At 39.5% G+C, this 25,833-nt stretch carries 21 protein-coding genes; 7 read left to right on the top strand and 14 right to left on the bottom strand.

Annotation, left to right across the window (positions count from 1 at the left end; genetic code table 11):
• Positions 1 to 27 precede the first annotated feature (27 nt).
• Positions 28 to 867, top strand: a complete 840-nt coding sequence (locus tag H9631_RS10350) for a MetQ/NlpA family ABC transporter substrate-binding protein (RefSeq protein ID WP_191812484.1) — start codon at positions 28 to 30, stop codon at positions 865 to 867.
• A gap of 220 nt (positions 868 to 1,087) precedes the next feature.
• Here the strand turns inward: H9631_RS10350 and H9631_RS10345 are convergent, their stop codons facing one another.
• The 4 genes from H9631_RS10345 to H9631_RS10330 all read right to left on the bottom strand — a co-directional run bounded on the left by H9631_RS10345 (position 1,088) and on the right by H9631_RS10330 (position 6,235).
• The gene (locus H9631_RS10345; protein WP_191812482.1) at positions 1,088 to 1,867 is read right to left on the bottom strand and encodes an IclR family transcriptional regulator; all 780 of its coding nucleotides are present in this window, start codon (positions 1,865 to 1,867) and stop codon (positions 1,088 to 1,090) included.
• A 150-nt stretch (positions 1,868 to 2,017) separates the two neighbouring features.
• Positions 2,018 to 3,670 carry a thiamine pyrophosphate-dependent enzyme gene (locus H9631_RS10340; RefSeq protein WP_191812479.1) on the bottom strand — a complete coding sequence of 551 codons (1,653 nt, stop codon included), beginning with the start codon at positions 3,668 to 3,670 and terminating at the stop codon, positions 2,018 to 2,020.
• Between the two features lie 58 nt (positions 3,671 to 3,728).
• Positions 3,729 to 4,892 (bottom strand): aminotransferase A, encoded by a 1,164-nt coding sequence (locus tag H9631_RS10335; protein ID WP_191812477.1) that lies wholly within the window; start codon positions 4,890 to 4,892, stop codon positions 3,729 to 3,731.
• Between the two features lie 83 nt (positions 4,893 to 4,975).
• Entirely contained in the window at positions 4,976 to 6,235 is a 1,260-nt protein-coding gene (locus H9631_RS10330) for a dicarboxylate/amino acid:cation symporter (RefSeq protein ID WP_191812476.1), read from the bottom strand.
• A gap of 741 nt (positions 6,236 to 6,976) precedes the next feature.
• Here H9631_RS10330 and H9631_RS10325 point away from each other — a divergent pair.
• Positions 6,977 to 7,879 carry an acetamidase/formamidase family protein gene (locus H9631_RS10325; RefSeq protein ID WP_191812474.1) on the top strand — a complete coding sequence of 301 codons (903 nt, stop codon included), beginning with the start codon at positions 6,977 to 6,979 and terminating at the stop codon, positions 7,877 to 7,879.
• Between the two features lie 90 nt (positions 7,880 to 7,969).
• A complete protein-coding gene (locus H9631_RS10320) occupies positions 7,970 to 9,313 on the top strand; it encodes an APC family permease (protein ID WP_191812514.1) in 1,344 nt (447 codons plus the stop codon).
• Positions 9,314 to 9,355: 42 nt separating this feature from the next.
• Here the strand turns inward: H9631_RS10320 and H9631_RS10315 are convergent, their stop codons facing one another.
• Entirely contained in the window at positions 9,356 to 10,699 is a 1,344-nt protein-coding gene (locus H9631_RS10315; protein WP_191812472.1) for a DUF4910 domain-containing protein, read from the bottom strand.
• A 247-nt stretch (positions 10,700 to 10,946) separates the two neighbouring features.
• Between H9631_RS10315 and H9631_RS10310 the strand changes: the two genes are divergently transcribed.
• Complete coding sequence (locus H9631_RS10310; RefSeq protein WP_191812470.1) at positions 10,947 to 11,516, top strand: biotin transporter BioY; 570 nt, start codon at positions 10,947 to 10,949, stop codon at positions 11,514 to 11,516.
• Positions 11,517 to 11,719: 203 nt separating this feature from the next.
• Here H9631_RS10310 and H9631_RS10305 read toward each other — a convergent pair whose 3' ends face one another.
• Positions 11,720 to 13,123 (bottom strand): vWA domain-containing protein, encoded by a 1,404-nt coding sequence (locus tag H9631_RS10305; RefSeq protein WP_191812468.1) that lies wholly within the window; start codon positions 13,121 to 13,123, stop codon positions 11,720 to 11,722.
• Positions 13,124 to 13,241: 118 nt separating this feature from the next.
• Here H9631_RS10305 and H9631_RS10300 point away from each other — a divergent pair, with 118 nt between their 5' ends.
• A complete protein-coding gene (locus H9631_RS10300; protein WP_191812466.1) occupies positions 13,242 to 13,667 on the top strand; it encodes a protein-tyrosine phosphatase family protein in 426 nt (141 codons plus the stop codon).
• Between the two features lie 236 nt (positions 13,668 to 13,903).
• Positions 13,904 to 14,758 (top strand): LysR family transcriptional regulator, encoded by an 855-nt coding sequence (locus H9631_RS10295; RefSeq protein ID WP_191812464.1) that lies wholly within the window; start codon positions 13,904 to 13,906, stop codon positions 14,756 to 14,758.
• Positions 14,759 to 14,797: 39 nt separating this feature from the next.
• Here H9631_RS10295 and H9631_RS10290 read toward each other — a convergent pair whose 3' ends face one another.
• The 8 genes from H9631_RS10290 to H9631_RS10255 form a co-directional block, all read right to left on the bottom strand.
• The gene (locus H9631_RS10290; protein ID WP_191812462.1) at positions 14,798 to 15,820 is read right to left on the bottom strand and encodes an ABC transporter ATP-binding protein; all 1,023 of its coding nucleotides are present in this window, start codon (positions 15,818 to 15,820) and stop codon (positions 14,798 to 14,800) included.
• Entirely contained in the window at positions 15,798 to 16,817 is a 1,020-nt protein-coding gene (locus tag H9631_RS10285) for an ABC transporter ATP-binding protein (protein WP_191812460.1), read from the bottom strand. The genes H9631_RS10290 and H9631_RS10285 overlap by 23 nt, the downstream gene beginning before the upstream one ends.
• The gene (locus tag H9631_RS10280; protein WP_191812512.1) at positions 16,810 to 17,730 is read right to left on the bottom strand and encodes an ABC transporter permease; all 921 of its coding nucleotides are present in this window, start codon (positions 17,728 to 17,730) and stop codon (positions 16,810 to 16,812) included. The genes H9631_RS10285 and H9631_RS10280 overlap by 8 nt, the downstream gene beginning before the upstream one ends.
• 54 nt (positions 17,731 to 17,784) lie before the next feature.
• A complete protein-coding gene (locus tag H9631_RS10275; RefSeq protein WP_191812458.1) occupies positions 17,785 to 18,735 on the bottom strand; it encodes an ABC transporter permease in 951 nt (316 codons plus the stop codon).
• A gap of 175 nt (positions 18,736 to 18,910) precedes the next feature.
• Entirely contained in the window at positions 18,911 to 20,476 is a 1,566-nt protein-coding gene (locus H9631_RS10270; protein WP_191812456.1) for an ABC transporter substrate-binding protein, read from the bottom strand.
• 116 nt (positions 20,477 to 20,592) lie between these two features.
• Positions 20,593 to 21,714, bottom strand: coding sequence for a C45 family autoproteolytic acyltransferase/hydolase (locus H9631_RS10265; RefSeq protein WP_191812455.1), 1,122 nt, complete (start codon positions 21,712 to 21,714; stop codon positions 20,593 to 20,595).
• 222 nt (positions 21,715 to 21,936) lie between these two features.
• Entirely contained in the window at positions 21,937 to 22,497 is a 561-nt protein-coding gene (locus tag H9631_RS10260; protein WP_404801729.1) for a hypothetical protein, read from the bottom strand.
• A gap of 27 nt (positions 22,498 to 22,524) precedes the next feature.
• Complete coding sequence (locus H9631_RS10255; RefSeq protein ID WP_191812451.1) at positions 22,525 to 23,700, bottom strand: ParM/StbA family protein; 1,176 nt, start codon at positions 23,698 to 23,700, stop codon at positions 22,525 to 22,527.
• Positions 23,701 to 24,869: 1,169 nt separating this feature from the next.
• On the opposite strand from H9631_RS10255, the gene H9631_RS10250 reads away from it, so the two are divergent.
• Positions 24,870 to 25,556, top strand: a complete 687-nt coding sequence (locus H9631_RS10250) for a Crp/Fnr family transcriptional regulator (RefSeq protein WP_191812449.1) — start codon at positions 24,870 to 24,872, stop codon at positions 25,554 to 25,556.
• The last annotated feature ends 277 nt before the right edge of the window (positions 25,557 to 25,833 follow it).

Here is a 25,833-nt window from a genome sequence, read left to right as displayed (position 1 = left end):
TCATACTAAGAAAAGAGGAATTGAATCATGAAAAAGTGGGTATTATCCAGCTTATTTATTTTATTGATCGCAGCTCTTGCTGCATGTGGCGGAAGCAAAAACGAATCTGCTGATAAAGACAAAAAAGCCGCCGAAGGATTGCTTAGTGACGGAAAACTGACAGTAGGTGTAACAGCCGGCGAGCATGAAGAGATTATGGAACAAGTGAAAGAACTGGCTGCAAAAAAAGATTTAGATATTGAAATTAAAACTTTCTCTGACTATCTAATCGTAAATGAAGCATTGTCTCAAGGAGACCTTGATCTAAACGTATTCCAACACGAACCTTATTTGAACGAGCAGAAAAAAGACCGTAACTATGATATTGTTCCAGTCGGAAACACAATTACTAGCCCAATGGGTATTTACTCCAACAAGGTAAAAGATTTAAGCGACCTTAAAAAAGGTGCAAAGCTAGGACTTCCAAACGATCCCTCAAACGGTGGTCGTGCCCTTCTTTTATTTGAAAAAGCAGGTTTGATTAAACTTAAAGAAGACGTTGGAGTAGCACCAACTGTCAAAGATGTTGTAGAGAACAAAAACGACTATAAGTTTGTAGAATTGGAAGCCGCACAAATTACGCACCAATTAGATGATTTGGATGCTGCTGCCATCAACTCCAACTATGTAATTGACAGTGGACTTGTTCCTACTGAAGATTCCATCTTTATCGAAGAAAAGGACTCTCCATGGGTTAACGTTGTCGCTGCTAGGGCAGAAAACAAAGACGATGAAGCAATCAAAAAATTCGTAGATACTTACCAATCAGATGAAATCAAGAAGTTCATCGAAGATAAATACGAGGGTTCTGTCATCCCTGGGTGGTAATTAGAAAAGCGGAAGCGATCGTTTAGCGACGTACAAACTGGAGTGCCTTTGACTTATTGTAGGAAGAGGTGCGAAGTTTCCTAGTCGCTGAGCTGGAGCTAGACAATTAGAAATGTGGGAGCTCTCGTTTAGCGACTGACATACAAAAAGCATGGTCCATTCTTTTATAGAATGTGCCATGCTTTTTCTTGGTTCATCCTAATTTTATAAGTGCTTTTCCTCATGTCTTATATTCCCTATTCAGCATATGACCAAGATCAGTTGAAATTTTCGTTGCTGCTTCTTTCGTTTTTACTTTCATATGCTTCCTGCTGGCTCCATGAAATCGCGATGCTGGGCCACTTACATTTAAAGCTGCTACTACACGATCCGTATGGTCATAAACCGGATAGGAAATACCAAATGTTTCGGCATCCTGTTCACTATAACTTAGAGAGTAGCCCTGTTCTCTAATGTCTTCAATTTTCTCATACAGGTCTTTCTTATTCATGATTGTATTTTCAGCCACTTGGTGAAAGTTCATTTTATTAATGATTTCTTCACGTTCCGACTTTGATAAATAAGCCAGCAGCAGCTGCGGGCCAGAGCCAAGATACAAGGGTGACCTTCTTCCTACCCGTGTATATAGTCGTACAGCTTGATTACTCTCCACTTTTTCAATATAAACGGCTTCATCTCCATCTCGAATAACGAGATGGACTGTTTCATTAATCTCGGATTGCAGCAATTGCATATGTGGAAGAGCACTCTTTCTTAACTCCAACCCATCCGCAACAAGCCCTCCTAATTCTAAAAGCTTGATTCCCAACTGATACCGTACATCATGTATACTGTTCTTACTTTTCGTTAAAAAGCCCATATATTCTAAAGACGATAGCAAACGGTATACTGTCGGTTTCGGCATTCCAGACCTTTCTGCAAGTTCATTTAAAGTTAGTTCCAAGTCATTCTCAGAAAATAAATCCAGTAATGTTAAAGCCTTCACTACGCTTTGATTCATGAAACCCCTCCTTCTGAAAACAGTAATAACGTTCATAAAGTCAGTTTAATAATTATATCACGAAAAACAGGCAATACAGTTTCCAACCAATACTAAAAACACCAAGTGGACTTTTATTTTTCCACTTGGTGTATCTTTGTTGTAAAAATCTTATTGAGTTGCTTGCGTTTTTTGCATTGCATCACTTGCTGATAGCAGTTTTGGATCTGTAATAACTTCAATTAATGCGGGCTTCCCGCTGTCAACAGCTCTTCTAAACGCAGGAAGAAAATCCTCATTGATTCGAACCTGTTCTCCATGACAGCCGAAAAGTTTTGCCATGTCTGCAAAATTCGGATTTGTTAGCCCTGTAGCCACAACCCTTTGCGGAAAATGCTTTTCTTGGTGAGCACGTATGGTTCCGTACATATTGTTGTTTACTACAATTGCTATGACAGGGATATTGTTGCGGACAGCTGTTTCGAGCTCTTGCATTGTCATCATGAATCCGCCATCACCAGAAAATGAAATCACTCTTTTATCAGGACATGCTACTTTAGCTCCAATGGCACCCGGAAGACCGTAGCCCATAGCACCTGAGGTAGGACCGATATATCTATTTCCATTTGTGAAACGGAAATATTTAGAAATCCATCCGAAAAAGTTTCCAGCATCACTTGTAATAATAGTGTTTTCCGTCGCTTCCCCCAACAATTCAGCTACAACTGCATTCATTTCTGCATAGCTTGCGCTCTCTGTTGACTTCGGAGGGGTAGAAGAAAGCAAATAAGCTTCGTGACAATCTTTCACCATCTTTTCTCTCATCTCATCTTCCACAGACTCTATGAGATCCAAACATTTTTGCAAAAACCGTTTGGCATCAGAAATAATGCCCAGCTTCGCAGGATATGCCTTACCAATTATACTTTGATCTATATCAACCTGAATAATCTCTGCCTGATCCCCAATCAATGTATAATCTTGGGTTGTCACCTGAGAGAAGCGGTTTCCAATAGACAGGACAACATCCGCATTCTTAATATAGTTCATAAGCTTTTTATCTGACCCAAACCCAAGCCAGCCAGCATAGTTTGCATGATCATTAGGAAATGCATCGAACCTGCGGAAAGCTGTGGCTACAGGTACATTCATCAACTCAGCAAAACGAGCAAGTTCTCCCGATGATTTTGATGCAATCACGCCGCCGCCCGCGATAACGATCGGTTGCTTAGCATCGTTAAGCTTCTCGATTACTCTTTTGACAACTTCTTCTCTTGCCTCTGGAGCTTCATAATCATATACAGTCCCTTCTGCATATTCCATCGTATCTTCTAACATATCATGTGGGAGCGATACAACCACAGGGCCTGGACGGCCGGAACGGGCAGTATAAAAAGCCCGATGGAGTATCTCAGGAATCCTCTCCACAGAATCAATTTCCACGGCCCATTTGCAGAGATGGCTGAAATACTCGGAGAATTCAACCTCCTGAAAGGCCTCCTTCCCTTTAAACGGACGTTCTACTTGACCAATTAACGCAACAAGAGGAGTAGAATCCTGCATAGCTGTATGAAGGCCGATTGATAGGTTCGTTGCACCAGGCCCCCTTGTCGCCATACAAACCCCTACTTTTCCGGAGGCTTTCGCATAAGCTTCCGCCATGAATGACGCGCCTCCCTCGTGACGGGTAGAAATAAGCTCAATTTCCGGATGCTCATAAAGCGCATCAATCACACCTAAATAACTCTCTCCTGGTACACAAAATGCTTTTTTCACGCCTTCTTTTTTCATTACCTCAACAACTATTTGACCACCTGATAGCATGGATTTTTCACTCTTTTCTTCATAATATTAACCATCATTTTCGCAACCCTATCGAACATTATCTATTGTTAATCTTTGTTATAAAAGCTTCCATCCGATCAAGTCCTTTTTCCAAATGCTCCATCGAATACGCATAGGAGATTCTGACATACCCCTCTCCATATTTGGAGAAGGCATTTCCCGGAACAACCCCTACCTTCGCCTCGTCTATCATTTTGACAGCAAAGTCATAAGAGTTCATTTTTAAATGTTTAATAGATGGAAACATATAGAAGGCACCTTCTGGATGTACGGTTTCAAGGCCCATGTCTGTCAGCCGCTTAAACGTGTATTCTTTTCTTTTTTCATATTCATTCCTCATCTCAATTGCATCATCTATTCCATCTGTCAAAGCTTTTAAAGCTCCATATTGGCTAATTGTGCTGGCGCAAACTGTATTAAAGTAGTGAACCTTTACCATTTGTTCTGTTAAATATGAAGGCGCATATGTGAATCCGACTCTCCAACCAGTCATCGCATGGGATTTAGACAGTCCATTAATTGCAATTGTCCTCTCTCGCATATGGGGCAATGTCGCAAAGGAGACAAAATGATCGCCATATGTTAATTCACTGTAGATTTCATCAGTAATGACAAAAATATCTTTATCTCTGATATAAGCAGCTATTTCCTTTAATTCCTCTTCCTTTAGCAATACACCCGTCGGGTTAGATGGATTTGTTAGAACAAGACATCTCGTTTTGTCTGTTATATGCTTTTTCAGTAACTCTGGCGTAACCTTAAAATCATATGGGGAGGTATCCATAAAAACCGGAACAGCACCACTTAATGTAACCAATGCTTCGTAACCCGGGTATACCGGAGCTGGCAGAAGAACTCCACTGCCTTCATCCAATATCGTTCTAAAGCTGATATCTAGAGCCTCACTCGCTCCATTCGTAATGATAATTTCACTTTGAGGATCATAATCCAATCCATATTTAATCCTGCCATAATCACTGGCAGCTTTCCTTAATTCAAGTATACCTGCCTGATTCGTGTAAGTTGTTTTATTATGATCGATGGCTTCCTTACCAGCTTCCTTAATATGCGCTGGCGTTAGAAAATCAGGCAGCCCCACTGTAAGATTTATCACCTCCGGATAATCTGACAACATGTTAAAAAATTTTCTGAGCGTAGGTATCTCCACATTTTTTACTTTTTTACTTAATAAAGATTCCACTTATTGAACCCTCTTTCCCCATTTAAATATAAATTCAGTTGGGTAAAACTTATCAATGCATTTTTATTTCATCAAAGATTTCATTATGATACGTCTTGAAAAGTAGTAATATCTGCATCTTCACTTTTGCTTTCGGATTGGTCAACAACAGCTGCTCCAACAAGGTCACCCGTGACATTACACATTGTAAAAACCATATCAGTTATAACATTTACACCGGCGGTCAGCCCTACAATTTCAATAGGAAGACCCGCTTGGGTGAAGACAATGGACATCCCGATCAACCCTGCCCCTGGAACGCCTGCTGTTCCTACAGATGCCAATGTACCTGTCAATATGATGGCTACAATTGCTCCCATGGTCAGATCATAACCAACGATTTCGGCAGCTAATACAACGCCTACACCAAAGTGAATGGCTGATCCATTCATATTAATGGTTGCACCAATCGGTAAAGTGAAGTTGGCCACCCTGTGGCTGATCCCTGCGTTTAATGCAGATTTAATCGTGATAGGCAATGTTCCCAAACTACTGCAAGTGACAAAAGCAGTCATGATCGCTTCGCGTGTTTTTATGAAAAATTTCAATACAGGTACTCTGAACAGTAATAATAAGATCGGGAAGACAATAAACATTTGTATTGCTACTCCTAGGTAGGAAGCACCTACATATTTTGCAAGGGAACTAAGCGTTTCCATTCCTTGATTTCCTATGGAGTTAGCTGTGATACCAAGTACACCTATTGGGGCATATTGCAAAATACCATTTAAGATACGGAATGTAACCTCACTTCCAGCCTCCGTGAACTTTAACAGCATGTTTCCCCAGTCTTTCATTTGTGACTCAGCTGAATTTCGCATAAATGAAATAGCAAAACCAGTAATGAGAGCCACAAACACGATGCTCAAAATATCGCCATTTGCCAATGATTCAAAAATATTGGATGGAACGATTTGCAATAATACATCTATCATGGATGGGGCTTCAGGTACATCTAGCGTCGCGTTTTCGGGCATTTTTAAGCCTTTGCCCGGATTGATCAGCTTCGCAATCGCAATTCCAATAAACACTGCGATAGCGGTTGATAATAGATAGTAAGGAAAAATCTTACCGCCAATCCTTCCCAATTCCTTTGGATTGGAGTGATTTACAGACACGATTAATGTAAACAAGATTAACGGAACAACAATCATTTTAAGCAACCTTAGGAATAAGTCACCCAAAGGCGATAATATACCTGCTGCGGGTCCAAAAATAAGCCCAATGATAATCCCTAATATAAAACCAACAGTTATTTTTAATATAAATGACTTTTCATAATACCACTTCCATAGCCTTAACATAAATGCCCCCCTGATTCTTAGGTTGTTGTAAACAAAATTTTGGTTAAGAAGGGACAAAACTAAGAATCCCTATCAATTCAAGCTCTATAATTGCCCTTATAACCCATATTCTTAGGTGGATCCTTTTTGTTTCATTAAATGAAACGTCATTTCAATTATTCGCTTTAAAATTAACTTCAATAAAAATTGAAGTTGAAAAACAGCTTTTGCTATAAATTAAATAAGATGAACAACATTCATTGAGATCGTTTACATATTCCAACAACCGAAACCTTGCTACCGCTTTCAAAATTAATTCGTATTGTTCTTTGACCACCTCGACCTTAGTTATGTAGACATGATATTTATATATGTTATTACAGCAGTCCCCATTCAGTCAACACGTTTTTTATAAAACTTTTTTCAATGTGAATTTAAATACCCTTCTACGCTTTTATTGGCAGGAGCAAGGATTACATGAAAAAAATACTGGGAATACAACACCAGCCTTATGGTGTCTGTTCCCTATATATTAAAGAGGGTTCCATTTTTTGAGTCCTTGTACGGCTTGAAAATAGCTAAAATAAATCATTAGACCTACACGACAGAAGATTTCCAACAAAAAATCATTTACATCTATAATTAATCTAAGTATAATTGTTTCATTATTTTAAAGAGTTCAAGTAAGTTGATTGGTATCAAAATAGTTACATGTTACTATTGGTCCTAGTATCACATTATGTAGAGAAAGGCAGGAAAAAAATGACTCAAATTATACCATTGGGTAACCCTATCTACTCTTTCAGTAAAGAACACGAACCTATTGCTAAGGTAGAAGCGGGAAGCCGCTTGCTCGTTGAATCTTATGATTGCTTTGAGAACCAAATAAAAACAGATGATACGACAATGAACAGCATCGACTGGGAAAGAATAAATCCAGCCACCGGACCTATCTTTGTTAAATCTGCACAGCCAGGTGATATTTTAGCAGTCACTATCCATGGACTTGACATTGGTGAACAAGGGGTGCTGGCCACTGGGCCGGATTTGGGAATCATGGGCCACAGAATTGATGAATTTACAGTAAAAGTGCTCCCCATTCAAGGTAAAGAAGCTGTTTTTAATGAAAAGGTTCGAATTCCACTCAACAAAATGATTGGAGTCATAGGAGTTGCTCCCGAAAATGAAGCTATTTCTTGTGGAACTCCAGGAAACCATGGCGGAAACCTTGATACGCTTCTCATTGCTGAGGGCGCTACCATTTATTTCCCTGTATTCCATGAAGGGGCATTGTTTGGGCTTGGAGACATGCACGCAGCAATGGGAGATGGAGAAATTGGGGTATCAGGGATAGAAGTTGCCGGAAAAGCCGATTTAACTTTGGACGTTTTGAAAGGTAGGAGCATCTACCACCCAATCGTTAAAAATAAAGATGGATTATACATTCTTGTTTCCGCCAAAACTCTTGATGAGGCTGCTAAAATGGCTGTTGAAGAAATGGTCGACCTTCTTCTGCCTCATACGGACCTTGAACTTAGTGAGTTAACTATGTTGTTGAGCGCGATTGGACATGCTCAAATATCACAGATTGTCGATCCGATGTTAACAGCAAGATTCTTTGTACCACAATGGTTTTTAGACACATATAATATTGACATTTTTTGATAAGTTGCTGGGGGGACTTCCCCCATCCCTTAACAAATGTCTGATAAATCTAAAAATAAATAAATGGAGGGATAATGTTTGAAAGAAGAAATGAAATCGAGCGGCTCAGCACCTGAATATAAGCAGGAGCTCAAGCGCGCCCTTACTTTTTGGGACTTAATCATCTATGGATTAATATTCATGGTTCCAATTGCACCATTTGGAATATATGGTGAAGTTGCAACCGGAGCAAACGGAATGGTAGCCCTTGCCTACATGATAGGTATGGTAGGGATGATTTTTACCGCACTCAGTTATGCCCGCATGTCCGAAGCTATTCCGTACTCTGGATCAGTCTATGCATACGCTCAGTATGGAATAAATGAAACAGCCGGATTTTTTGGAGGATGGCTTATCTTACTTGATTATATTTTTGTACCTGCCCTTCTGTACCTGGTGAGTGCCGCAGCTTTGGCAGATATCGTTCCTCAAGTACCGATCATTGTTTGGCTGATAATCTTTATCGGCATCAATACCGTAATCAATATAATGGGAATTGAATTTACGGCAAAAACGAATAAAATTATACTTGTTTTTGAACTGATTGTTTTAGTCATATTCGTTGTTGCTGGTATTATGGCAGTGGCTCAGCACGTAAATGGTGCAGAATTCACCTTCAAGCCTCTCTATGATCAGAATAACTTCTCCATGGCGACTGTCATGGGAGCCGTTTCAATTGCTGTTTTAAGCTTTCTTGGATTTGATGCAGTATCCACTCTTGCCGAGGAGTCCAAAGGAGGCAGCAAAGCCATTGGACATGCCATCATAGGTTCGCTACTTGTAGTAGGAGTTTTATTCATTATCCAAACTTGGATAGCTGCTCTTATCTGGCCTGATTATACAACGTTTGAAAATGTGGATACCGCCTTTTATCAAATAGCCGAAATTGCAGGAGGACCTTGGCTGAAATGGTTAACAATCATTGCCACGGTCATTGCATGGGGGATTGCGGACGCTCTAGTAGCCCAGGCAGCTATTTCCCGCATTCTATTTAGTATGGCGCGTGACCGTAAACTTCCACACATTTTATCCAAAGTACATCCTAAATTTAAAACGCCGCACGTAGCCACGTTTGTTGTCGCTGTCGTTTCGTTTATTGTTACTATGTTCTTTGCTGCTCAGATTGGACAATTGGCATCTGTCGTAAACTTTGGTGCACTTTCTGCTTTCTTGATTTTACATGTATCCGTCATCAATTTTTATATCCGAAAGAAGAAAAGTACTAATTATTTCAGTCACTTGGTTCTACCTGCCATCGGTTTTCTGATTATTGGGTATGTATGGATTAATCTAGATTCCATGGCAAAAACTCTCGGATTCACCTGGCTCGGAATCGGTATTCTTTATTATCTTTATTTGAAATTTATCCGAAAAGATATCGGTTTATCAGAATAGTAACTGAAGCAGAAACCGCCCAAAATAGCGGTTTCTGCTCATTTATTTTCTTACTAAGCTATAAATGGATGCTCCAACCAGTTCTCCTGCCTCTTGAAGGCGTTTCTTGCTAATATGTTCAACGGTATCTTGCGGCGTGTGGTAATACGGTTCTAGATTAGCCGTTCCCGGCTCCCTCCTAATAAAGTTAATCGCCGGTATACCCGCATCATGAAAAGAAACATGATCTGACGATCCTCTCTGATACAATATCAGCTCGGAAGGTGTTCCTATTCTTCTCGCTGTTGCCAAAGCCGTGTCACTTACTATATTTGCCTTACCGTCCACCGCGTTTAAAAAGATGGCAGTAGCTTTTTCCCAGTCCGTTCCGACCATATCCATATTGACATTCGCTATGCTCCGTTTAATCTCATTTTGACTCAGTTCGCTAACATAATATGCTGAACCGACGAGACCAATTTCCTCTGCACCAACAAATACAAAGCGCAGTTCCTTATCAATAGGATAGCTTTTCAGAATACGAGCTATTTCCAAGGCAACCGCAGTTCCTGAAGCGTTATCATTCGCACCCGGGGAAAACGGAACGCTGTCCATGTGAGCCGATACATGAACGATTTCATGCTCCGATCCTTTTTTAGGCGCCCTTGTTGCAATAATATTTTGCGATGTAGCACTTCCTAGCTTTTCAACCGTTAATGTTACTGTTTTTCCCTGCAAAGCAATATCATTCAGCAAAGAAATCCCGCTTGCTTTCGATATTCCGCCTACTGGAACCGTTGTTTCCCCGCCGATGGATGGGTTTAAAGGAGCTGACTGATCACTATTATCATAAATAAGCACACCTATGGCACCCGCCGCCACTGCATTTGCAACTTTTTCTTGGAAAGTAAATTCTCCTCTGGAAATAAGAGCAATTTTACCGGCTGCTTCCGCTGTAAAATCTTCTGGACTCCCCAGCTTTGCATCATATAATTCTGCGATCAGTCCCTTTTTCGCCGTTGCAGCAGAACCCGCTGGGATATTAATGTCAATTTGATTTCCACCTGCCGTTAAATGACCGATCATTTGATCAGGAATACTGAATTTCTGCGTTTCGACCTTGTATCCATACGATTTGAGTCGCTTCTTAATAAACTCTGCTGCCTGCTTCTCCTGTTTCGTTCCAGTTACCCTTGGCCCAATGGTTTCAGAGAGATAATGAATATCCTTATATATTCGTTTTGAGTCAACTCTTGCGATGACTTTTTGATCAAATGCTTTGGAGCTGGAAGCCGCTTTTTCCGGCGCTGTCTGAGCATGCGCAGCTTCTGTAGAAAAAAAATAAAAACTAGAGGCTAATAAAAGTACTGAGAGGAAAAGGGAAATTCTCTTTCTTCCTTTTTTCAAATCTATTACCTCCTTGGCTTTTTCAATTCACAACAACTATATTCTCTCTTTGCGCTTTCTTTCCTTTTCCTTACTAGTAAAATGAATCCATTCACCTATTAACTCTTAAAAAAAGCGTGACATACCTCTCACTGATTTCCCTCGCCTCCTACAAAAGCATCGGAAAAATAGTTTGACAAATCGGCCATTTAATAATAAATTAATATTGTTAACTACATTAAATAAAAGTTAACAAATGGAGGTCAATATGCTTCAAGAACAGCAAAAACTAAGAATGATGATTATAACTGCGCTGTTTGCAGCCATTATCGGTATATTGGCTCAAGTCACCATTCCATTACCTCTCGTTCCAATTACGGGACAGACGCTGGCTATCGGATTAGCCGCAACAATTTTGGGATCGACTTATGGTACAATCTCTGTTCTTCTTTACATATTGCTTGGTGCAGTCGGCATTCCTGTATTTGCCGGACTTTCTGCAGGAGTTTCCGTCATTATTGGACCAACAGGAGGGTTTATCGTCGGGTTCATCCCAACTGCATTGTTCATCGGATGGTATTTAGAGAAAACATCCTTTAACTTTGTCAGTGCCATGGTGGCCAATACAATAGGTATGCTGATTACATTGAGCTTCGGAGCGGCTTGGTTAAAGGTCGCTGCTGACTTGAGCTGGGGCGCAGCCCTTCTCGGAGGATTTGCTCCTCAATTCATCGTTGTAGGGTTGATTAAAGCGGCACTTGCTTCATGGATTGGGGTATTAGTACGGAATCGGTTGGCTAGCGCCAATATTTTATTTACAGAAAAAAAGTCAGCATAAGACGCTGGCTTTTTTCTATTACTTAGAAAAGCACTGTCAATATTTTGCGAAATGTCTCCAAGATGTTTCTCAGCTCTGCCTGAGAGTTCTTTTTCTATGCACGCCAAAGTGTCATTTTGCGCAGTCATTCCATGCCTCTAATATCCCAGTTTGTTGGCGTTAAGTGGCGATAGATAAAAAACAAAGGGATTCCCCCTTTGTTTTTATAGATCCAAATCCTTGGTTACATGGTCAACTTTCTCTTTCAAACTGTCCGCTGTATCAAAAATTTCATTATGTTTTTCTGATATAACCTCATTTGCATAATCTTTGATGGCAGCTGTCCGTTCATATAGAATATCCGAGATGGCAGTCTCCGTGTCAAAGTCAATCAAATCATTGCTCAACAATAAGGTCAAGGCAGCATTCATACGATCAAGCTCCCTGTTGCGCGAAGTGATATGATCGTTCTCCAGGTCTCGGAGTTCATTGGACATTCCAACAGATGCCCAGTTGATGTGATTGATATTACCTGCCAACCAAAAGCGCCAGGTGGTTTTGCTCAGGCGCTCTTTCCAATTTTTCGTGATTTCTTCGTCCAGTTCCTGCTTATTCTTCACTGATGTATACTCTCCGCCGCCTGCACTTGCCACTTCTTTTAACTGGCGGTCAGCTTCGTTATCAACATCAAAACCGATGATATTAATTTGCAAGTCTGTCATTGCTTTCTTGGCGTCCTTCGCCACTTGAACAGGATCTCCATCACAAGTTTCCACACCATCACTTACAACATATATAAGTGTTTTTGTCTGCTCACTGCTTGCAGCTTTCAGCTCTTTTTCTGCATGCTGTATGGCTGATGCAAGCGGCGTCCATCCACTTGCATTGAATTGATCCAATGCCTCAGTAAATTTCTTTTGATTAAAAGGCTGTAATGAGTATACCGTTTCAATATTTCCACATGACAGCTTTTTGTCCTGATCTGAACCTGTCCCTTTATGCCCAAAAACAGACAGGGATACATTGACATTGTCGGCTAGGCTTTCGGAGAATTGTTTGATACTTGATTTTGCCAAGGCCATTTTATTTCCACCCGGAACATCAGCATTCATGCTTCCGCTGGCATCAATCAATACAGCAACGTTAACTTCCTCAGCCTCTTCGTTAAGCTCTTCTTCACTGACATCCTGGAGAAGCCTTCCGTCAGGCAACTTAAGTTCGTTATACTTTACTTTAAAATCTTTAACCGGCTGTAGGGTTTCCTTTACATCAGTACGAAGATTCACAATGATTGATTGTGCCCACTCCTCGGCGCTCCACTCTTTTGTATCCTGACTTTTTATTCCTTTTATATATTCGGCGACGGCTTCATCGGCCGCTTTAGAATACTCATTGTCATCACTCAATTCTTTTTTGCCTATATGCTTTTGAAATAATTCCCCAGCCGGCTCTTCTTCTATTTCCTTACCAATTAAGCTGTAGGATGGTTCAGTTTTTTCTGTAGGTTTCTTAGCGGTTGTTTCAACAATTTTTTCTTCCTTCTTTTGTTCACTCTTTTTCTCGGTCTGTTGACAGCCTGCTATTGTCATAGAGATTATAAATAGCAAGATAAAAGCCTTTTTAGTCATTATTATTCACTTCCTTCTCTTGAATAGTATAATGATTTCTATAAGAAGCCGCATTAGACTTTTATCCCATCTGAAACAACTACCGTAAGCTGGTATACTTTTAAACGAGGTGATTGATATGGCAGAAAAGAAATATGAAGAACTCATCCCAGGCAGGATTTTTATTGGCGGAGTAGACGCAATTGAAGAGCTACTAGAAAATGAAAAGATCGACATCATCTATGATTTACGAGCCAAGCTGAAGGACGGGCTTCCCAGCGAATTGAGTGTCCATCAACCAATCGTGGATGAAGTAGAAAACCAAGCGGAATCTATTAAAGCAGCCATCAATGCAGTGATAGATTCCTATGAAAATGGAAAAAATGTTTATTTCCATTGCAATACCGGGCGCGGAAGAGCAGGAACCATTGCAACAGCAACATTACTTGAATTAGGCCTAGCCAGTACGGTCGATGAAGCGGAAGAAAAGGCGAAAGCTATCCGTCCAAATATTAATGTTAGGCCACAATTTAAAGATGCGTTAAAACACATATACGAACAATAATACTCGAAAACACAGCACCAGTATTCTACCAAAGCAGCAGCGATGATACCTGCGACTTCTATATCCACTTCCTATAAGAAGTCTGTTAAAAAATTTGATGACCTGTACATATCTTATTAAAAGGAATCTCTTAGTCTCAGGTATACTCTCGTGGCCTAACGCGATGATTGTATTTGAAATGTAAGCTCTTGATGATAAGGTAATCATATAAGAATAACAGAAAAAGAGTGATGTGAATGGATGAAAAAGATTGCTATTTATTAAAGTATGTACATGAAGAAATGAATTTAGGACGGGCGGCTTCAAGATTGTTTATTACGCCGCCCGCCCTTACTTACCGAATTCAGCAATTAGAACAAAAATTTGGCGTTCCTCTCTTAAGAAAGAATGGTAAACAAATATACTTCACTCCTGAAGGTGAACATTTAGTTCAATATGCCAATAAAAAAATTACAGAATTACAATTACTTAAAGATTACCTTTTGGATATCAATGCAACTTTAAGAATCGGCGCTTCCACAATTTACGCAAGATATCGGCTTCCTGAAGTTTTGAAATATTTCTTAAATATGTACCCTCAAGTAAAAATACATCTAAATGCGGGACTAACAAAAGAGATCTTCCAACTGCTGTCTGCTGAGAAAATCCACCTTGGTATTGTACGCGGTGAATTTAACTGGCCGGGATACAAATACCTTATTGAAACTGAGAATATTTGCATCATCTCAAAAGACAAAATTCATTTCGACGATTTGCCGAAAGTCCCTCGGATTCACTATAAGTATCCCTCAAATTTTAACCGAAGAATCGAGTCATGGTGGTATGAGAATTTTGAGACACCGCCACTTATAAATACAGAAATCGATGATTATGAAACGGTCAAAGCTCTCGCTAAGGTCGGATATGGGTACGCAATCATTCCTAGCATCTTCCTTAATGATCAGGATGACTTTCATCAGCAAAACATCGTGTTTAAAGACGGCACTCCCATGACAATCAACACATGGCTTATGTGCAGTAATGAATCCAAAGAACTTGTTATCGTAAAAAAACTGATTGAATATTTCCAATCAGCTCCACCGTTGTTATAAAATGTGGTTTAAAATAGGTGGTGTTAAGAGTTTTCGTTGCTATTCTTTATATAGGTGACATGCTACATAGTGACCTTCGGTGATCTTATGCTTTTCAGGAGCACTTTGTTTGCATTCCTTTTGGGCAAACGGACATCTAGTATGGAATTTGCAGCCTGCTGGCGGGTTCATCGGGGAAGGCAGCTCCCCCTTAAGCACAATTTCTTCTTTTTTCCTTTCAATATCTGGAGAGGGGACTGCTGAAAGAAGGGCTTTGGTGTATGGATGCATTGGGTTGGCAAATAGTTCTTCTGTTGACGCTTCTTCCACCAATTCTCCCAGGTACATCACACCAATCCGATCAGCCATATATCGAACCACACTCATATCATGTGAAATAAACAAATAGCCCAAGGACATATCCTTTTGTAATTTTTTCAGTAAGTTAATGACTTGTGATTGAATAGAAACATCTAGCGCCGAAACAGGCTCATCCATTATTAACAATTTTGGATTCAGCACTAATGCTCTAGCAAGTCCGATTCTCTGCCTTTGCCCACCTGAGAATTCATGCGGATACCGATAATAATGCTCTAATTGGAGGCCCACTTTACTTAAGGTGTCCATCACGATATCAGAACGCTCGTTAGCGATGCCCATTTTGTGAATAATCAAAGGCTCTTCTATAATTTTCCCAATTCTTTTCCTGGGATTAAGAGAAGAATAAGGGTCTTGAAATACCATTTGGATTTTCTGACGAATATCCAGCATATCTTTTCTAGATGCATTTAAAATATCCTGGCCATTATAAAGAACCTGCCCATCAGTAGGCTCTATTAATCTTAATAATGTTCGTCCGACTGTACTTTTTCCACATCCCGATTCACCAACTAAACCGTATGTTTCACCCTCATAAATGTCAAAGGTAACATTATTTACGGCTTTTACTGACATCTGCTTCTTTCCAATATTTAAAAACCCTTGTTTCACGGGAAAATGTTTCTTTAAATTTTTTACTTCCAGCAGTTTATTCTTCTTATTTATAACTCTTTCTTTATACTCATTTTGCATTTTCAATTTCATGAGGAGCCACCTCCTTCATTTCCTGGATCTCCTTATAGCGCCAGCATTTCACTTTTTGTGAATTGGTCTCTGTGTATGTAGGAGGAGGAGCATCAAAGCATTTTGTACTCGCATATAAACAGCGGTTTGCAAAACGGCAACCTTCAGGAACCTGAGATAATGAAGGTACAGTCCCTTTAATGACATGTAATTCCTCAGAGCGGTCACCGTCAATTTTCGGTATAGATTGGATTAAGCCTTGTGTATATGGATGTAAAGGGCGGGTAAACAATTCCTGAACACTTGCTTCTTCTACAACTTCCCCCAAATACATAACAATGACCCTTGAACATAGTTCTGCGACCACTCCAAGGTCATGAGTAATAAAAATGATTCCCATATGCAGATCCTCATTTAGATCTTTCATTAGCTTCAATATTTGGGATTGTATCGTAACATCCAACGCAGTAGTTGGTTCATCAGCCAGCAAAAGCGAAGGCTTACATGCGAGGGCAACTGCTATCATGGCTCTTTGCCGCATACCACCTGAAAGCTGATGCGGATATTCATTGATCCTCGCTTCTGGATTAGGGATTCCAACCAATCGCAATAAATTTACAGCTTCCTCTTTTGCCACCTTTTTAGATACTTTTTGATGAATCATTATGGGCTCCGAGATTTGTCGGCCAATAGTTTGTACAGGATTTAATGAACTTAATGGATCTTGAAAAATCATAGAGACTTCATTGCCTCGGATCTGTTGCATTTCCCTTTTGTTACAATTCAACAGATTCTTTTCCTTATAGTTCACTTCCCCTTCATATACGACTGACCTTTCGTCCAATAATCTGAGAATGGATTGTATCGTCACGCTTTTTCCACAACCTGATTCACCAACTAAACCGACGATTTCTCCTTTACCTACTTCAAAGGTAATCCCGTCAACAGCCGTTACCATGCCTCTCTCTGTATGAAAATGGGTTTTTAATTTGTCCAGCTTCAAAAGAATATCAGTCATTCTTTTCTCCCCTATTAAGCTTTAATCTAAATGCCTTTTTGAATCTAATTTTTTTATAATGCGGGTCCATGATGTCTCTTATTCCATCGCCTAAAAGATTCAGCCCTATTACAGCCATAATAATCATAATCCCTGGAAAAACTGTCATCCACCATGCATTAAATATGACAAGTTTCCCATCATACAATATATTTCCCCAGCTTGGATTTGGTGTTGGAACGCCAGCTCCTAGAAAGCTTAATCCCGCCTCTGTTATAATCGTATCTGCAAAAATGAATGTTGCCTGCACGATAAGCGGAGATAATACATTTGGCGCAATATGCCTCCAAATAATACGTGTTGAGCTAGCACCTTGAGCTTTCATTGCTTCAATATACGTTTGTTCCTTGACAACTAGGGCCGCCGATCGGACAACCCGTGCTACATAAGGTGTAAATACAATGCTTAAGGCTAAAACAACGTTTTCTGTACGAGGGCCCAAAGCCGCCATTAAGGCAATGGCGAATAAAATACCTGGTATAGCTATCAAACCGTCACTGATTCTCATAAGGATGTGATCCAGTGTCTTATAATAGCTGGCATACAGGCCCATAACTACCCCTAGCATAGAGGTGATGAAAGCTACCAGAAAACCTACTCCCATTGAAACGCGAGCTCCATAAATAATCCTGGTCAATAAATCTCTGCCATAATTATCAGTACCAAGCAAATAGATGGAATTTGGGCCATCTAACCTCTTCTCCACGTCCATTTCAAATGGAGTATAGTTTGTAATAGCAGGGCCGACCAAACAAATAGTGATTAAAAAGCTTAAAATAATTAAACCTATCATCATGGAGTTATTTGAAAAAAACCGTCTTTTTAAAAGAGACCGTTGTTCATTGATCAATTTTTTCTTTGTTGCTGTTAGCATTTCCTTTGCTTCAGATCCATTCAAAACTCACGCCCCCTCTTACAAAAATAAATATTATTTTTCATCCAAGCGAACTCGTGGATCCACAACACCATATAGCAAATCAATTAATAAATTCAGCATGACGTATATAAAAGTCACAAATAGAACGATTCCTTGGATGACAGTGTAGTCTCTTCTCTCTACTGAGTTAATGATCAGTTGGCCTAATCCAGGAATATTAAAAATGGTTTCCGTGATAACTGCTCCGGTTACCAATGCACCAAATGTCTGTCCGATTACAGTTAAGATAGGGAGAAACGCATTATGAAGAGCATGGTTATAGATAACTTTTCTCTCACTAACTCCTTTTGAACGCGCCATATTAATATAGTTGTTGTTCAATACCTCAAGCATAGAGGAGCGTGTCATCCTAGCAATAAGGGCCGCTTGAATAGAACCTAATGATATTGCAGGTAAGATTAAGTATTTTAGGTGATTCCATACCCCGCTGCTGAGAGGCTGATATCCTGCTATGGGAAGCCATTGCAAATGAACTCCGATCAACAAAACTAGAAAGAGAGCCAATAAAAAACTTGGCACAGCCATACCTAGTAGTGATAATCCCATCACTGCCTGATCCACAATCGTTCCCCGCTTAATAGCGGCGATAATTCCAAGTGGAATGGCAATGAACAATGCAATCACCTGGGCAAAAATTGCAAGAGACAAAGTAGGAGTAACATGGGAAAAGATAGCTTCTAAAACGGTTGTATTCATATGAAACGAGACCCCAAAGTCTCCTTTCAGTACATTTGTAATCCAATGAAAATATTGCTGATAGATAGGTTGGTTTAACCCCATCTCTTCACGTACATTATTAATCTGTTCTTCAGTCGCTTCATCTCCCAACATATAGGAAACAGGATCACCCGGTGTTAAATGTATAATGAAAAATATCACTAGGGACACGATGAACAGTATTGGGATTAAGGATAAAGTTCTTTTTAATATATATGACCACAAAGTCTGTCCCCCCAAATCTTTAATAAAGCACCCCGATCATTCCATTTAAATCGGTGATCGGGGACTCTCTCTTTTTCAATAGAGTGGCATATGAAGCACGTATCAAAAGAAAAGCTGTAACTATTCTGGTAAATTATCCAGCGCTTGAAACTACATATATTTTATAAAAAAGTAATTATTTGGATTTCGTGACATTCCAGTAAATAGCCCCATCCACATATTCGATTTCTGAAATATTATCCCTCGAAGCATAGATAGAATTTACATCGCCAATTTTAATGATTGGGATATAGTCGATAAACCAGGCCTGTAAGTCATTATATTTTTTTTGGGCCTCCTCCAATGATGGAGCCCTGCGAAACTCCTCCAAAATCTCATTCAATTCTTCACTGTCTGTCCAACCAGTAAAATCAGATCTCATAAACGCAAGAGAAGATGGCTCCGGCTTCGCAGTATTAGGAATGATCGTAATATCATAATTATCCGGGTTGTCCCGTTTATCTACAAAAGTAGGCCAATCATAGACTTCCACTTCAGCGTTAATTCCCATTTGGTTTAATTGTTCCTGCAAAACAACGGCGGAGCTATACACATATTCATAATCTCTGGTAGCCATTATTTTAAGAGTTTCCCCATTGTACCCAGCCTTTTTAAATAGTTCCTTGGCCTTTTCTGCATCATGAATGTTGTATTCTTCTTTCCCGATATCGCTGGACCACTGACCTTCTTGATGGTACATCATCATATGATGAGTTTTTTCGTAATTTTCCGAATTACCAAAGGAAGCCTTTAAAATAGCCTCTTTGTTTATACCAGTGGCAAGCGCTTTCCTTGCGCTTAAATCTGAAAACAAGCCCTTCTTTTTATTCAAGTAAATGTTCAATATTGTATTTGGCGAAGAATATAATTTGACGTTAGGATTGCTCTTAAGTTGATCCGTGCTATCATACGGAATACTATGTGCCACATCGTATTCTCCGGACTGTATTCCAGCAAGTCTAGTAGAGGAATCGGCTACAAAATTAAAATACAAATCATCAACTAGAGCTTCCTTCTTTCCTGACAATCCATCAGATGCTTCCTCTCGACTTGAATAATCTTTAAACTTCTTCAAATGAATCTGTTGATCCTGTTGCCAAGACTCAAGTTGAAAAGGCCCAGTCCCTATAAATTCAGTTAATTTGTCCCCTTTAATGTTTTCAATAACAGACGCTGGCATAATACTCGCTAACTCGCCTCCAGAATAAGCAAGTACAACTAAAGCAGTTGAGGTCGGCTGTGACATTTCTAACTTAACTGTATAATCATCAATCTCTGAGAAGGAGGCATCATCAAATGTTTCTTCCGCTGAACTAGAATTTTCAAGCCACCGGTTCATTGAGGCAACAACATCTTTAGCTGTCATTGTTTCCCCATTATGAAATTTGACATCCTTACGCAGTTTAAATTCGATAACGCGTCCATCCTCTTTTAATTCCCATGAATCAGCAAGCATTGGCTGCACACCATAATTAGAATCCATAGTAACTAATGATTCGAAAATATTCTTTCCTATATTTGACGTTGCAGTTGTCGTATTGGTATGAGTATCCAAGGATGGCGGCTGGCTAGGATAGGCCACAATTAATTCTTTATCCATATCGAAATCCGAGTTTGAATTTGTGTTGGTTGATTTACAGCCGGCGACCAAAGCAATAATGGATAATATACATACCATCCATACCATTTTACTTGCTCTCATTACTTCATCCCCTTTTCATTTAATTGCAAGCGAATACATTTTTAAATAAACTTGGCATACTGCTTTTATTTAGAGAAAGTGGTAAACTTCACCACCTCCATATAGCAACTATTTATTCAACGTGTAAAGGAATAAAGATGGTACTCATATTCATTTGGCGGCCCCATTGCAACCCACATTCTTCCCGCCTCAGGTTCAGCAATTACTGATGCAAATGTAACAATATCCCCTCCGTTGTCTCCAGGTGCCTGCATGCTCTCATCCCCAGGAGCTTGACATAAACAGTTCGGATAGTTCTCTCTGTCCCGCATGATCTCTTTCATTATCTCCACAGTTATTTCGCCTTTTTTCTCTAGCAATAATTGCTCCATTCGCTGTTGCCGTATTTTAGAGTTATTCAAAAGGTAACCTTTAGACCGTTCTTCGTTCAACAATTCCTTAGAGAGATAATGATTGGCATGTGCCAGAATCCCGTCCTTTGGCTTTAATAGAGCATCATCCGTAACCGTTGTTTCCATATTTGCTATTACTCCATTTTTATCGGACATGATTAAATTACGTGATGAGGCACGAGGAAGACTTCGAAGGTCCTTTACTGCTTCTTCTACGCAGTCATGTGTCAATGCAAACCTAGAGAACAGGTAGCGTGGATAGCCTTCTCTCCATCCCTCACATTCTAGAAAATTTGCAAAAACACCCATCCCAGCATTATTAATGCCTATGTAAGACACTTGGCCCGCGGGAGTCAACATTAATGTGGCTTTTCCTTCTTCCGGCTCTACTTCTTTTATAATGGATATAGAAGAATAAAATTCCGGAAGATCAGCGTTTTGACCAATAATGGTAGTACCTTCTTTTGTAGATTCAGGAGCCGCTGCAAAAGTTGTACACTCATTGTCTGTCTTGAAACAACGATTAATTTCTGCTCGTACCTGAAGCAAATAGGCTTCTTCAATGGAAATATTTGCTCCTTTAGCAATCCCGACAATCTCATCATCCAAAAAAGGAGAGTGCTCCTTTACGTATTTTCTATATTTCAGTGTCTCCTCCAATATTTTTGGCAAAGCTATATCATGCTGCCTTTGAAGCCTTTCAACTGCCAGATATAGATGGCGCTCAATTAAGCCCCTGCATGCTTCACCATGCTGTAAGCCAATTTCATGGTGAGTTCCCTTAAATCTATAAAAAGGGAACCTTTGATTGGACCTTTTATTGACTACCGCTTCTTTGTTGTTCATGAAAACCTCCTGTATTTAGCTAACTTATTATTTATAAAAAAATTATAACCAGCTAAACACGTTAAGTACATTTGAAGTATTTTAAGAATATGTTCAATTTTTTTTAATGAACAAACAAGAAGAGGAACTTGCCTTCTATTTTTCGTATAAGTAATGAAAGAAATATAAAGAAGGCTGCCGAAATATTCGACAGCCTAACAAGAGAATGATCTTCATTTTCTCTCATTTATTCATCTGCGCCAGAAAATCCGCCAATGGATCATCTTCTAACTCGTCTTCCTCCGCATCCTGGGATTCTTCATCCATTTTGATTTGACCCCAATCAAGATCATCTAAATCGTCCACATCAGATGAGTGGCTGTTACTGACTGTAAACTGATCTTCCTCAGGATATTCCATTTCACCATGTTCTTCTATCGTTGCTGCTTCCTCCTGCAAGTACAGAGCATCGTCGATTTCCAGCGCATTGCTGTTGAGTGATGCAAGGATGGATACAGCTCTAACAGGATCGGATAATAATTGGTAAACGATATTTCCGAGCAACGCTTCCGAATGCTCGTGCTTTAGCCAGTCGCGCTGTTCCTTCGTCAGCCCTCGTGGCAGCGGAATCGTGAGCGTCTCCCTTTGCTTTGTCAAAGTTTCGCTGACTCCACTCATTACGATGGAAGCAATTTTGCTCGAGAAGTTTCTCCGCTCTGTCTCTTTTAATCTTTGCAGCTGCTTCAAAATGTGGTCAGGCGTATCGGAAGGGATCCTGAATGTGATTGGTTGCCCCCTCTTCATCCCCGTTTCCTTCATGGTATCACCCTATTAATTTTTAACCGCTTTTTTCTCTTCTTTTATCTCTTTTTGATTCTTTTTAGCAAAATCGGCGATCAGCTTATAGTATGCATTTGCCATCATCCAAACACTTTCTTTTTCATCTTCAAAAAAGTCAATATTGTACCCATCTAGATTATTGTTTAATGCCTTCAAATAATCTTTCAAAACGATGGAACCCCCGCCAATAAAGTAAGCAATCTCTGTTTGAGAGTTTCTTTGCCAAACATTTCTTAAGTGGCGGTATTGTTTTTTAGCCAGTTCCAAGAGAATGCGGTCAACAATCTCATGGACGCTCGTCCGGCTACCTTTGACCATGATGTGGTTTCTATCATTCTTTTTCGTGATGACCTCTACAACATCCCTCCGGCTGTCGAGTTCAACACCATATTTTGAACGAATCTCCTCCCGAATTGCATCAAGGGATTCAGATACACCAAGGTTGAAGCCCTGCGCACGGTCATCATCCACTTTCCTATTCTTAATGACAGCAATATCTGTTGATAAGCCGCCAATATCTTGGATGATGATTCTTTTGTCAATCAAGTCCTTGTTGATGATTTTTAAATCATTATCCATGACTAAGTTGATGAAGGCAGCAAAACCTTCAGGGTATATCTTTACTTCTTCGAATTTAATATTGACTTTGATCCCCTGATATTTTGGAGTGACCAAAAACTCTATCTGGTGTACAGAACCCAGCAATTTAGAGCGGTAACCCACGTCTTTTCCTTCCTTCACTTCTCTTAAAGGAAGCCCAGTGCCTAAACTGTAAGTTGCTTCAACAACATTGTTACTGCGTTTGAACACCTTCTTATTCTCTTCACGCACCGCGTCAAGAGCCAGCGCTGCAAACAACATAACCAGTGTCTGATCTTCTTCCGATTTACTACTTCCCGGATCTAACTCTGTAGCATTCCCGCTCCGCGTCGCCAAATGTCCTACACGGTAAACTGCTCCATTGTCTTGTAATGAAGGGGAGTGTAAACGTATATGTAATCCATCTAATGGTTCTTGATTGTCCAACTCTTCCAATCCAATAATCGGACGGTCTTCTACATCTCTTGCAATGATATTGGGGATATTGATCTCATGCTCCATTTCACCAAAGATACCTTTTAAGGAATCATTTCCAACATCAATCGCTGCAAGTCTTGTTTTTTCCATATATAACTATCATCCTTTCTTTTGCGAAACTACCAATTGGAAATTTCTATAAGTATGATTAAAGATTACCTGAATTTCTTATTGCGGTCAATAATGCTTTCATTATTGTTTTTCTGTACACGTGTATCGTTTACTTGTATACCTGTTTACTTAAATTGTACACATCCTGTTAAATCAATATGTTTACTGTTTTGTATACATGTATACGTGTGAAGTAAACAAGATGCTTTTATTTGTGTACATGTATACAAATTTGTTTTCTTTCCATTTTCGACATTATTTCAAGAGAATCTATCGCCAGTAAAACAATTAAAAACTAGACGGGCTAAACTACTATTCATTCCCTTATGAAGAGTACAAACAGTAAATTGAACTTTTAGATTCTACGTTAAACCGCCAATGAAAATTGAGCCCATTTTATAGCAAAACTCGCGAAACTAGCCTAAAAAGAGGGAGTAAATCCTGACGAAAATAGTAGGAATTTGTCGAGTTTTACTTTTCAAAACAAACAAAAAATTTTGGATAACCCGACATTAATATTTCATTTTTAAAAATCCTATCCTTCCTCATTAATAAAGACAAACACTCTCCATAGGCATCATTCCAGCGCAATATAATATAACAACTATTCCACTGAATTTTTCAAGGTCACCGTTCTTTAGGGATTATCATACGGGCAGTAAGATTTCCTTTAACTGATTCAGTTGAAATTCATTCACATGATATTTTCACCTCAAATTTTAAATCCAAGAAGCTATTTATATCTTTTTTTCTCATAAATAGCTTCTACAGTCACTTACTAAAAAGTATGTGGTTCTTTGACCAATAACTACCCTACCCCCAGCATTGAAATCCTCTTATTTTATATGCGACTTCTTACTTCAGAGCCTCACCAAGCCCCAGTACCAAGGGAAACTGAACTATAGCCAGTAAAGCCTCTCTTGTGAATTTTATCACAAAAATCTTCTGCGGAAACGTCCCTCCCTTTATACTTAGTCGAGCTGATTGTAATACAGAGTATTCTGGTATTTTCATCCCCTTCATGGCAATCTAGATGTTTTATCATTCTTGGTATGGCTAAAGTACAGATTCAATATGGATTCTTCCGCCTGCATGTTATAATTAACATAAATGAAACGCATTTTTTAAATGATAGAAGGAGGACCTCCATGAACGGCGATTATTCAGAAGATCTGAAGGATCTCCTTTTGATTGAACATAAAGAAAAAGTGATTAAAAAAGGCAGCTTTTTGTTCCGCGAAGGTGATCTTGCCGATAGTATTTTCTATATCCGTTCCGGAAGGGTCCAAATTGGAAAAATTACCCCAGACGGGCGGGAAATCACCTTTCGTATTTGCAGTGAAGGAGATTATATAAGCGAAATCCGTCTATTTTGCGGGCTTTCCACCTATAGAGTCCAAGCGAAAGTAATTGAAGACTGCTCCGTTGTAAAAATTGGAAAAAAAGATTTGGAGGAGAAGCTCCTTCTTGACACGGGCCTTACCGTTGGTTTTTTAAAAATGATGGGCACTCAACAGCAACAAACTCAGTCCAAATTCCGTGATCTGGTTTTGCATGGAAAAAAAGGAGCTCTTTATTCAACCTTGATCCGTATGACTAACAGTTATGGGATTGAAAAAAATGATGGTATCCTGATTGATCTTCCGCTTACAAACCAAGAATTAGCCAACTTTTGCGGAATGAGCCGCGAGGTTGTCAACCGTTTGTTAAATAGCTTAAAGAATGATGGAATTATTAAAATGGATAACGGAAAAATTTTTATCCACAACCTTCAATACCTAAAGGACGAAATTCATTGTGAAAACTGTCCTGTGGACATTTGCAGGATGGATTAGCGAATTAAATTAGCATGAAAACAGAGGCTTCCCCGCGAATCTGGACTTTCTGCAATCGTTTTGAATATCTTACAATATTTTGTTTTTCACATAATAGGAATTGCCCTAATATCAAAGCCACGACACATGTCGTGGCCTTTTTTATTTGCAGCAAGTTTATTTGAGCAGATATCCGGTTACTAAAAAGCACCAAATAAGGCAACTCAACGATAGTCTGCTCTTTCTTTTTGTCTAAATTTTGAAGTACTTATGAAGGTCCTGTGAAAATGGGTTGAAG

This window comes from Bacillus norwichensis (assembly GCF_014836955.1).
Classification (GTDB): Bacteria; Bacillota; Bacilli; order Bacillales; family Bacillaceae_C; genus Siminovitchia; species Siminovitchia norwichensis.
The sequence above is the reverse complement of the archived record's forward strand: the minus strand, read 5'-3'. Positions and strand labels throughout refer to the sequence as shown.

What these genes read in the sequence shown, in the direction of transcription:
- H9631_RS10350 (WP_191812484.1), top strand. Translation starts at nt 28, where the DNA reads ATGAAAAAGTGGGTATTATCCAGCTTATTTATTTTATTGATCGCAGCT.
- H9631_RS10345 (WP_191812482.1), bottom strand. Translation starts at nt 1,867, where the DNA reads ATGAATCAAAGCGTAGTGAAGGCTTTAACATTACTGGATTTATTTTCT.
- H9631_RS10340 (WP_191812479.1), bottom strand. Translation starts at nt 3,670, where the DNA reads ATGCTATCAGGTGGTCAAATAGTTGTTGAGGTAATGAAAAAAGAAGGC.
- H9631_RS10330 (WP_191812476.1), bottom strand. Translation starts at nt 6,235, where the DNA reads ATGTTAAGGCTATGGAAGTGGTATTATGAAAAGTCATTTATATTAAAA.
- H9631_RS10325 (WP_191812474.1), top strand. Translation starts at nt 6,977, where the DNA reads ATGACTCAAATTATACCATTGGGTAACCCTATCTACTCTTTCAGTAAA.
- H9631_RS10320 (WP_191812514.1), top strand. Translation starts at nt 7,970, where the DNA reads ATGAAATCGAGCGGCTCAGCACCTGAATATAAGCAGGAGCTCAAGCGC.
- H9631_RS10310 (WP_191812470.1), top strand. Translation starts at nt 10,947, where the DNA reads ATGCTTCAAGAACAGCAAAAACTAAGAATGATGATTATAACTGCGCTG.
- H9631_RS10305 (WP_191812468.1), bottom strand. Translation starts at nt 13,123, where the DNA reads ATGACTAAAAAGGCTTTTATCTTGCTATTTATAATCTCTATGACAATA.
- H9631_RS10300 (WP_191812466.1), top strand. Translation starts at nt 13,242, where the DNA reads ATGGCAGAAAAGAAATATGAAGAACTCATCCCAGGCAGGATTTTTATT.
- H9631_RS10295 (WP_191812464.1), top strand. Translation starts at nt 13,904, where the DNA reads ATGGATGAAAAAGATTGCTATTTATTAAAGTATGTACATGAAGAAATG.
- H9631_RS10290 (WP_191812462.1), bottom strand. Translation starts at nt 15,820, where the DNA reads ATGAAATTGAAAATGCAAAATGAGTATAAAGAAAGAGTTATAAATAAG.
- H9631_RS10285 (WP_191812460.1), bottom strand. Translation starts at nt 16,817, where the DNA reads ATGACTGATATTCTTTTGAAGCTGGACAAATTAAAAACCCATTTTCAT.
- H9631_RS10280 (WP_191812512.1), bottom strand. Translation starts at nt 17,730, where the DNA reads ATGCTAACAGCAACAAAGAAAAAATTGATCAATGAACAACGGTCTCTT.
- H9631_RS10270 (WP_191812456.1), bottom strand. Translation starts at nt 20,476, where the DNA reads ATGAGAGCAAGTAAAATGGTATGGATGGTATGTATATTATCCATTATT.
- H9631_RS10265 (WP_191812455.1), bottom strand. Translation starts at nt 21,714, where the DNA reads ATGAACAACAAAGAAGCGGTAGTCAATAAAAGGTCCAATCAAAGGTTC.
- H9631_RS10260 (WP_404801729.1), bottom strand. Translation starts at nt 22,497, where the DNA reads ATGAAGAGGGGGCAACCAATCACATTCAGGATCCCTTCCGATACGCCT.
- H9631_RS10255 (WP_191812451.1), bottom strand. Translation starts at nt 23,700, where the DNA reads ATGGAAAAAACAAGACTTGCAGCGATTGATGTTGGAAATGATTCCTTA.
- H9631_RS10250 (WP_191812449.1), top strand. Translation starts at nt 24,870, where the DNA reads ATGAACGGCGATTATTCAGAAGATCTGAAGGATCTCCTTTTGATTGAA.